We start from the raw sequence: 9685 nt of genomic DNA, 5'->3' as shown, positions 1-9685 counted from the left end.
ATAATAAGGTCATAGGTCAAATAAAGTCAAAGTCAATGAGAGGAGAATGGATAATGTTTGATTTGGTTCCTTTTGGTAAACGTAGAGATGATGCTTTTGGTATGCTGGCTAAGTCTTTAAATGATGTTTTTAATGATGATTTTTTTGCACCGATCAAGAGCTCCACGATGTCCTTCAGAACGGATATTCGCGAGAGTGAGCAGGCTTACCTGATTGAAGCTGAACTTCCTGGCTTTAAAAAAGAAGAAATCGACATTGATTATGCCAGCCCTTACTTGACGATTAAAGCGGTGCGTAAAGAAGAGAATGCGGAGGAGAACAAGGATCATCAAATTGTACGTAGAGAACGTCGATATGGTGAATATGTTCGCAGATTCTATGTTCAGGATATTGCAGTGGAAGAGATTCGCGCGTCTTTGAAAGACGGATTGCTGAAGCTGGAAGTTCCAAAACAGCAAAAACCACAAGGGAAACGCATTGAGATTCAAGACGGAGATTCTAGCGCATCGCAGTCTGAATAAGCATAATTTAGGCGGTAATAGTTTCCGCGCAGCATCTTAGAGATAGGCAGCGAGCTTTTAATATAGTGTTATGAATAAAAGGCGCATTGTAGTGGAGGATTCCGGCTATGGTGCGTCTTTTCTCGGAATCGTACGATGAGTTGTATTTAATAAAGCGTTGAAAGGAGGAATCCGAGTGGCTAACAAAAGCTATTATGATGCTTTGGGCGTGAGCAAAACAGCAACTAAACAGGAAATTAAAAAGGCTTATCAAAAGCTGGCCAAGAAGTGGCATCCCGATGTGAACAAAGCCTCTGAGGCAGAGGCGAAATTCAAAGAAGCGGCTGAAGCCTATGAAGTGCTGGGCAATGAGGAGAAACGCAAGCTTTACGATGAGGAGCTGCTTTATGGGGCTCAGCGTGGTAGAGCTGGTGGAGGTGCGTCGAGCGGAGCCTCTTCGTGGGATTCAAACTATGGTGGAAGCTGGAGCGGCGGAACTTATTCTGCAGGAGGTTCTGGCATTTCGGAGGAAGATTTGTTCGGAATGTTTTTTGGGAATCGGGGATCGGCGGATCGCGCTGGCTTTGATTTCTTTTCTAGTAGTGGTAGTGGGCGTTCGAACGGCAAACCATGGGGTGAGGCGCGTAGTTCGACGCAGGCGCAGCTGGATATTACGTTGGAGCAGGCCTATAAGGGAGCAACTGTAAGAGTGCAGATCGGTGATAAAACTGTGGACGTTCAAGTTCCGCCGGGATCTAGTGAAGGCACGATTTTAAAAATCGCAGGAACCACTCAGAGTGGCATAGCTCCAGGTGGCGATATACTGCTGGCACTTCATATTCTTCCTCATGATATATACGAGCTTCGAGCTGGCGATTTATACGGTGTAGTTGAAGTTGCTCCATGGCAAGCGGTATTGGGTGGTGAGGTGAAGGTTCCATTACCGGGTGGCGGTGCCGTGAAATTGAAGATTCCTGCAGGAATTCAAAGTGGTAAAACGCTGCGTATCCCAGGCAAAGGTTTGAAGCGTGAGAATGGTGCGAACGGTGATATTTTATTTGGTATTGAGATTGTTGTCCCTGAGCCAACCAGCGAAGCGGAGAAGAATTTGTACCGTAAACTGGCTGAATCCAGCCATTTCGAGGCTAGAGCTAAACGTCAAAGCGCTAGTGCGCAGCGCCCGAAGGCAAAAGTGGGTAATTAATAGGTAGGTAGAGGTAACTTTGTATGTTCGTGATCGATTTTGGCTGGTGAATATGGTGAATAGAGTGCTAGTAGTAGAAAAGTAACTTAATTAGAAACTAACTAATAGTAGAGACCTGTGAGAAGTGTCGGGAAAAGGAAGGGTAAAAGTGTTCTAAAGGTGCCGATTTCGGCTCGATGAGCGAAAAGAGGGGTAAAAGTACCCCAGAATGAGTCGTATTGGGCTCGATGAGTGAAAAGAGGGGTGAAAATGCCCCAGAATGCGTGGATTTCGGCTCGATGAGCGAAAAGAGGGGTAAAAATCCCCCAGAATGAGCCGAATTCGGCTGATCACCCGAAATGTACGGTATTAATCCCGCAGATAGCGCCAAATGCGGCCCATCCGTCCAAATGTACGGTATTAATCCCGCAGATATCAGCAAATGCGGTCCATCCGTCCAAATGTGCGGTATTAATCCCGCAGATAGCGCCAAATGCGGCTCATCCGTCCAAATGTACGGTATTAATCCCGCAGATAACGCCAAATGTGGCTGATCACCCGAAATGTACGGTATTAATCCCGCAGATATCGCCAAATGTGGCTCATCCGCCTCAATTCAGCGGTATTAATCCCGCTAAATTAATCTATCCCGGCCAAAACGACCGATCCTATATATCAGTCTTAAATAGAAAGGTGAGAGAGCTATGGATTTCAATAAACTTACTCAAAAGCTGCAGGAAGCAGTGGCTGCGGCGCAGTCGCTGGCTTCAGAAAGCGGACATCAGGAGATCGATAATCTCCATCTGTTAAAAGCGTTACTCCAGCAGCAAGAAGGCTTGCTGCCAAGATTGCTGCAAAAGATGAACGTCCCCGTAGCTGAGCTGCTGCGCAGCACGGATGAACTGCTTCAGCGTAAGCCGAGCATAAGCGGATCAGGAGCAAGCACAGTACGGCGTTATGCCTCGCAATCGCTGATTCATCTGCTGGAACAGGCGGAGAAAGAAGCGGCGAAGATGCAAGACGAGTTTGTTTCGGTGGAGCATGCCGTGCTGGCCATGGTGTCGGATTCGAGCAGGGATAATCGTGAGCTGCGTGATCTTTTTGTCAGTCGTGGATTAACACGCGAGAAGCTGATGTCTATACTTGCTGAGATTCGTGGGCATCAGCGTGTAACGAGTCGGGAGCCGGAGGCTACTTATGAGGTGCTGGAGAAATACGGACGTGATCTTGTAGCAGAGGTTCGCGCGGGTAAGATCGATCCAGTCATCGGACGTGACGCTGAGATACGTCGTGTGATCCGAATTCTGTCCCGTAAAACGAAGAATAACCCTGTACTGATCGGTGAGCCAGGTGTAGGTAAAACAGCGATTGTGGAAGGCTTGGCTCACCGGATTGTACGCAAAGACGTACCGGAGGGGTTGAAGGACAAGACGATTTTCTCCCTGGATATGAGTTCCCTTGTAGCAGGCGCGAAATTCCGTGGTGAATTCGAGGAACGCCTGCAGGCGGTACTGAGGGAAGTTCGTGAAAGTAACGGCCGTATTATTCTTTTTATTGATGAGCTGCACACGATTGTAGGGGCAGGTAAAACCGAAGGCTCGATGGATGCGGGCAATATGCTGAAGCCGATGCTGGCTCGCGGCGAACTGCACTGTATCGGTGCCACAACGCTCGATGAATACCGCAAGTATATAGAGAAGGACCCTGCGCTGGAGCGCCGTTTCCAACAGGTACTGGTCAGCGAGCCAGATGTAGAGGATACGATCTCCATTCTACGCGGTCTGAAGGAACGGTTCGAAGTCCATCATGGAGTCAAAATCCATGACAGCGCCCTCGTCGCTGCAGGCGTTCTGTCTAACCGCTACATTACGGATCGTTTCTTGCCGGATAAAGCGATCGACTTAGTGGATGAAGCCTGTGCCATGATCCGTACGGAGATTGATTCCATGCCGGGTGAAATGGATGAAGTGACCCGCCGTCTGATGCAGATGGAGATTGAGGAAGCAGCGCTTAAAAAAGAAACCGATGACGCCAGCAAACGCCGTTTGGAAATCTTACAACGTGAACTCGCCGATCTCAAGGAGAAGCAGCTTGGGATGACCGCACGTTGGGAGAAGGAAAAGTCAGCGATTCAAGGCATCCGCGACCTCAAAAAACGGCTGGAGCAAGCCCGCAAGGATTTGGTCGATGCACAGGAGGAATACGATCTTAATAAATCAGCCGAATTGAGCTACGGCATCATTCCTGATCTGGAGCGGCAATTGAAAGCAGCGGAAGAAGCGGCACAGCAGGATCAGGATACAAGATTATTGCGTGAAGCTGTAACCGAGGAGGAGATCGCAGATATTGTATCGCGCTGGACGGGTGTGCCGGTTAGCCGACTGGTTGAAGGCGAACGGGATAAGCTGCTGCGTCTGGAAGAAACGCTGCATGAACGAGTTGTGGGCCAAGATGAAGCTGTCAGCTTGGTGGCCGATGCCGTGCTTCGGGCAAGAGCCGGGATCAAAGATCCAAATCGGCCGATCGGTTCCTTCCTGTTCCTCGGTCCGACTGGGGTAGGGAAGACAGAGTTGGCTAAATCACTCGCGGTTTCTCTCTTTGATCGCGAAGATGGCATGATCCGTATCGATATGTCGGAGTATATGGAGAAGCACAGTGTTTCTCGCCTAGTCGGTGCACCTCCGGGATACGTTGGATATGAGGAGGGCGGCCAACTTACAGAAGCTGTACGGCGTCAGCCTTATACAGTAGTGCTGCTCGATGAAGTGGAGAAGGCCCATCCCGATGTATTTAATATTCTACTGCAGTTGCTTGATGATGGACGGCTGACCGATTCGCAGGGCCGGATGGTCGACTTCAAGAACACGATCATTATTATGACCTCAAATATCGGTTCACCACATCTGATTCAAGGCACCGATGAGAAGGGTCAGCTTACGGAGGCTGCCAAGGATAGCGTAATGAAGGAACTAACTGGTCATTTCCGTCCAGAGTTCCTGAACCGGGTTGACGATATTGTGATGTTCAAGCCGTTGACCCTGGGCGAGATTGAGAAAATCGTGGACAAACTGGTGGACGGATTACGTTTACGTCTTGCTGACCGGGAGATTGGTCTTGAGTTAACTGAACCCGCGGTACGTTTTATCGCTAAGGAAGGTTTTGATCCAGTGTATGGGGCGAGACCGCTGAAACGCTTCATCCAGCGAAGTCTGGAGACCCGTGTGGCACGTGCGATCATTGCTGGTGAAGCCGCAGAAGGTACGGTGATTCAAGTAGACGAATCCGGCGGCGGCCTGACGGTGAGCATTATAAAGCCAGATGTTGATACTATGTAAAAATAAAAGGCGTCCACAAAGCCACCAAGGTTTTGTGGACGTCCTTTTTATGATTACCCTCATTCCACCCAAGGTATTAAATGAGGGTGTTCATCCAGAATGGACAGGTATTGTTCCTTCCAGCCGTATTGGCCATCGGGATCAAGGAGCATGTAACGCAGATATTTTTCTAAGCGGAATTCTGCCTTCGACCAGCCTAGATGCTTGAGTCGCAAGTTGCTTAGCTGGTGGGGAAGCTCGAAGACATTCTCCGGGAATCGCCCACAATGCTGTGGAGATTCATTCCATACATAGTTGAAGTCTTCTTTATAACGAAGCAAAAAAGGACGGTAATTCAAATGAGAGCGCCAGTAAATATCTTCTCTGTAATGGGTGGCGTTCCATAAATCATAGAGACGGAAACAGAATAAATCGACCTCGTCAGCGTACAGCAGGGGTTCGATATTTGCCGCGAAGCTCGCTTCAAAGATTTCGTCTGCGTCCAGACTTAGAATCCACTCGGGCTTCGTCTTCAGAACCTCTTCCCATTGCTGCTTTCGCAGCTCGATTTCATTGCTGAATTTGGATATGGTATTGTGCACGAGATGAACGGGAATGCCTTCAAGCACCTCCAGGCAGATAGCTGCTGAATTATCGGTGCTGCCATCATCGATAATGACGGCCTCGTCGATGTATTTGCGATGCTCTTCCAGAACCTGCCGCAGAAAGCGTCCACTTTCATTTTTCACAACCATGGTGAGGGTTAGCTTGGGCCGCTTTCTGGCTGGGGGGACTGTCTCCTTGGAGCTTTCGTTGTCTGGGTTGTCTGTGGTGGGTGTCGGCATTACTGATGCAGGTACTTCGTCCGTAGATGAACTGTTCTCAGTATCAGTGGCTTCAGCTTTGGTCTCCGTAGTTTCTTTGATGAAATCCTCTACTTTACTCAAATCACTGTCTCTATACAAGTGTAGCGCCGGATAATGGGTATCGACGAACAAGGGGATACCAAGGGCTGCGGCACGAATGCAGAAATGACGGTCTTCTCCCCAGTATGAAATGTTGCGAATTTGATTATAGCTGACTCCAGCTTTTATCGCATGCTGACTAATCAATGTACAAGCCCCGAGTCCGCCCACCTCATAGATTCCGGGAATCCGCATCTTTGCTATGAATTCATGAAATCTGCGATTAATCTCCTCTGGTTGCAGTTTTTCACCGGGCAGTAGCTCCCACTGATTGTATTCGTCGTGCATCCATACCTGCGGCTGAAACATAGTCTCTGGCTGCCACTGCGTCCAGAATACCTCTGAAATAATATCCTTGTTCGTACCTATTAGATGTCTGAGGGTATCAGGATGGAGAATGAGATCAGAGTCAATAAGGAATAAATAATCATAGTTCAAGGTTTGGGCGCGGTTGATCATGAGGTTCTTAAAATTGGCTACTTTCCAGACTAAGTTGGTATTCCAAAAGTGGGTAGTATCATTGCGAATATACGCATCGTGAAAGCCGGAGCTCTGAAGATAAATATGATCACCCATGCTTTGGAATTCCTGGAGCAGCCGACTTGACTCCTCATCATCATTATCATCAACTAGATGGAAATCCAGCTCAATATCGGCAATATTCAGACGAAGCAGGGAATTCAGAAATTCTTTTAAAACCATAGGCTTCTGGTGGATTGGACTGCCAATCAATACGCGAACCTTGTTTTCCGTCATTGCCGCCTCCTTGGGGAACGCCCCTCTTTCCTTGGATGATCCTTATGTTCTCAATATATTTACAGGAGAGCGGCAATAATCCTTATTTTTCAAAGTTCTGTAAAGTAAATGAGTATTAGATGTATTAATTCGTAACGATCTGCTGTACAATAACCGAATAATTAGATGACAATATGAACAGCAAAGGATGAGCGCTATGGATAAACCATCAATCGATTCCCTCAATATTACATTAATGTGAAATGCTATCCATTGTAATTCCTAGTATTCCGATATACAATATAAAAAACACAAGCAACGCAGAACATAGAATACGGGGGAGAAACTTATGCGTAAAGGATTATCTGGAGTTATTACTTTGATTTTGTTAACATTTTTGATTAGTGCGTGCTCCGGAGGGAACACCGCCACTTCTACAAATAAAAATCAGACACCTGCTACTAATGATGGAACGACAGCAAGCACTGAGATAAAAGATGGAGGCAACTTGATTATTGGAGTCGCTGCTGATCCTGTTATTCTAAATCCGAACTACGCGGGTGACCGTGTCAGTCTTACGATTGACCAAGCGCTCTATGCTCCACTGTTCCAAGTAAATGATGGTAAGAAGACCTTCTACTTGGCAGACAGCCTGACCCTTTCAGAAGATAACCTGACTTATACGTTGAAGCTGAAAAGCGGACTGACATGGCATGACGGAGAAAAGCTTACTGCTGACGATGTCGTGTTCACGATTGATAGCATCCTCGATGAGAAGCAAAACAGCATGTTGAGAGCGAACTTATTCATCGGTGATAAACCCGTTAAGGCCGTTAAGGTGGATGATCTGACCGTAGAGTTCAAGCTTCCACAGGTCAGCCCAGCTTTTGAAGCTACACTAGTGCAAGTATTTCCGATTCCAAAGCATATTTTTGAAAATGAGACGGATCTAGAGAAAAGCACCAAGAATGCTAATCCTGTTGGATCTGGACCATTTAAATTTAAAGAATATAAAGCGGGCGAATATGTTACATTAGAAAGATTTGATAACTACTTTGGCGGCAAGCCACATCTTGATTCTGTTACGTACCGGATTGCTAAAGATACGAATGCTGCGAACCTCGCACTTCAGAGTGGTGAGATCAACATTAAATATCTAGATCCACAGGATGTTGAAACGATTGAAGCTTCGAATAATTTCGAAATTCTTCCTTATAGTGAAGGCCGATTGTCGTACCTGTTGTTCAACGCGAACAGCGATAGAGGTGCTCTTGCTAAAAAAGAAGTTCGTCAAGCCTTGTCTCTAGCACTAAGCCGTGATGAAATCATTCAGGCTGCTTATTCCTCTAGCGAGTATGCTGACCCGGCGAAGTCATTCTTGACTCCGGATGCATTGTTCTATACTAATGACGTACCTTCTTTCGATAATGATGTGGAAAAAGCGAAAGAGCTTCTGCAATCGGCAGGGGTTAGCGATCTGAAATTGAGATTGATTGTATCGAGCGGTAATAAAGCTCAGGAAGCCATTTCACTATACGTGCAGCAAAAGCTAAAGGCCATTGGCGCTGAAGTTGAACTGCAAAATATGGATGCCTCGGCATATGGTCAGAAGTTCAGCGATATGAATTCAACAGATTTTGAACTTGCGATTGCAGGTTATATTATGGGTTACGATCCTGATGCTTACAGAATTTTGTATACTTCTACTGCTGACTCTAACTACTCGCATTATAATAATGCTGAAGTCGATAAGTTGTTCAATGAAGGTGCAGGAGAAGCAGATGTGACTAAACGTGGTGAGATCTATAAGAAGATCCAAGAGATCATTGCTGACGATGCACCGATTTATCCAATTGCTAATACTAAGACTATTGTAGCTGTCTCCAAGAACTACGGCGGTCTAGAAGAAGCAGTCTTGAAGCCTGTCGTTATTTTTGAAGATTTATCGAAAATCTACCTTAAATAAAAACGGGAAAAAGTAAGCTGGGTTATCCAGCTTACTTTTTTACCGATACAGAACTGGGAGAATAAACGTATGAGACAACTTATCGTCCGAAGATTACTGCAAACCCTGCCGATGTTGTTTTTTGTTTCGGTTGTGTGCTTTGCGATGATTAAGCTGGCTCCGGGGGATCCGGTATTATCCTTCGTTACGCCGAATATGCACGCAGATGATATTGAGCGCATCCGGCATAACCTTGGGCTGGATAAGCCAGCCTACATTCAATATTTAATCTGGATTAAAGAAATATTACAGGGGAATTTCGGTTATTCCCTAGTGAATCATCAGCCAGTATTGGATCAAATTCTAGAACGCCTTCCTGCAACGGCAGGCTTGATGGGTTCTGCGATCGGTCTCGCTGTTTTGCTGGCGATTCCACTCGGTCTTATTGCTGGAGCAAACCGGAACCGCTGGGTAGATAAGCTGATTAATTTCTTATCCTATGTCGGAATATCCGTGCCTTTGTTTTGGCTTGCCATCTTACTAATGTACTTATTCGCGATTAAGCTGCATCTGCTTCCTATTATGGGGATGCGAACGATTGGTGTGGAATCGGCGTTTGATGTATTCAAGCATGGTATCCTGCCTTGCACCGTGCTTGCTTTTGGATTCTTGGCTGGTTATGTGCGATACATTCGCTCTAGTACCATTGGACAGCTAAAAGAAGAGTACGTGCAGATTCAATATGCTTTTGGATCTAACAAGACAACGATTCTGTTCCGTCATGTAATGAAGCATGTGTTGCTTCCTGTAATTACATTGCTCGGGATGTCTATGGGTGATCTGGTGGCAGGCGCAATTGTTACAGAAACAGTATTTTCATGGCCAGGTATTGGCTCTTTGGGGATGACTGCAGTTAAAGGGATGGATTACCCCGTGATTATGGGAATTACTCTATTCTCCTCTTTAATGCTGATCATCGGTAATCTGGTCGCGGATATTCTATATAGCTTCGTGGACCCACGAATTAAATTAACGAGGTGACC

Annotated in this window: 6 protein-coding genes; 5 read left to right on the top strand and 1 reads right to left on the bottom strand. The window is 46.5% G+C overall.

Features of this window, described 5'->3' with window-relative positions; translation table 11 throughout:
* The first annotated feature begins 53 nt into the window (after positions 1 to 53).
* The 3 genes from MKX60_RS02525 to clpB all read left to right on the top strand — a co-directional run bounded on the left by MKX60_RS02525 (position 54) and on the right by clpB (position 5018).
* Positions 54 to 521 carry an Hsp20/alpha crystallin family protein gene (locus MKX60_RS02525; protein WP_076299931.1) on the top strand — a complete coding sequence of 156 codons (468 nt, stop codon included), beginning with the start codon at positions 54 to 56 and terminating at the stop codon, positions 519 to 521.
* 175 nt (positions 522 to 696) lie between these two features.
* Positions 697 to 1704 carry a J domain-containing protein gene (locus MKX60_RS02520; protein WP_341059019.1) on the top strand — a complete coding sequence of 336 codons (1008 nt, stop codon included), beginning with the start codon at positions 697 to 699 and terminating at the stop codon, positions 1702 to 1704.
* Between the two features lie 683 nt (positions 1705 to 2387).
* Positions 2388 to 5018, top strand: a complete 2631-nt coding sequence (gene clpB / locus MKX60_RS02515) for an ATP-dependent chaperone ClpB (protein WP_341059018.1) — start codon at positions 2388 to 2390, stop codon at positions 5016 to 5018.
* Between the two features lie 59 nt (positions 5019 to 5077).
* Here clpB and MKX60_RS02510 read toward each other — a convergent pair whose 3' ends face one another.
* Complete coding sequence (locus MKX60_RS02510; RefSeq protein WP_341059017.1) at positions 5078 to 6718, bottom strand: glycosyltransferase family 2 protein; 1641 nt, start codon at positions 6716 to 6718, stop codon at positions 5078 to 5080.
* 328 nt (positions 6719 to 7046) lie between these two features.
* Between MKX60_RS02510 and MKX60_RS02505 the strand changes: the two genes are divergently transcribed.
* Positions 7047 to 8663, top strand: coding sequence for an ABC transporter substrate-binding protein (locus tag MKX60_RS02505; RefSeq protein WP_341059016.1), 1617 nt, complete (start codon positions 7047 to 7049; stop codon positions 8661 to 8663).
* Positions 8664 to 8732: 69 nt separating this feature from the next.
* Complete coding sequence (locus MKX60_RS02500; protein WP_042123467.1) at positions 8733 to 9683, top strand: ABC transporter permease; 951 nt, start codon at positions 8733 to 8735, stop codon at positions 9681 to 9683.
* Positions 9684 to 9685: the final 2 nt, after the last annotated feature.

It is taken from the genome of Paenibacillus sp. FSL R5-0914, from assembly GCF_038004525.1.
Lineage (GTDB): Bacteria > Bacillota > Bacilli > Paenibacillales > Paenibacillaceae > Paenibacillus_AQ.
This window is presented reverse-complemented; position numbering and strand designations above follow the sequence as displayed.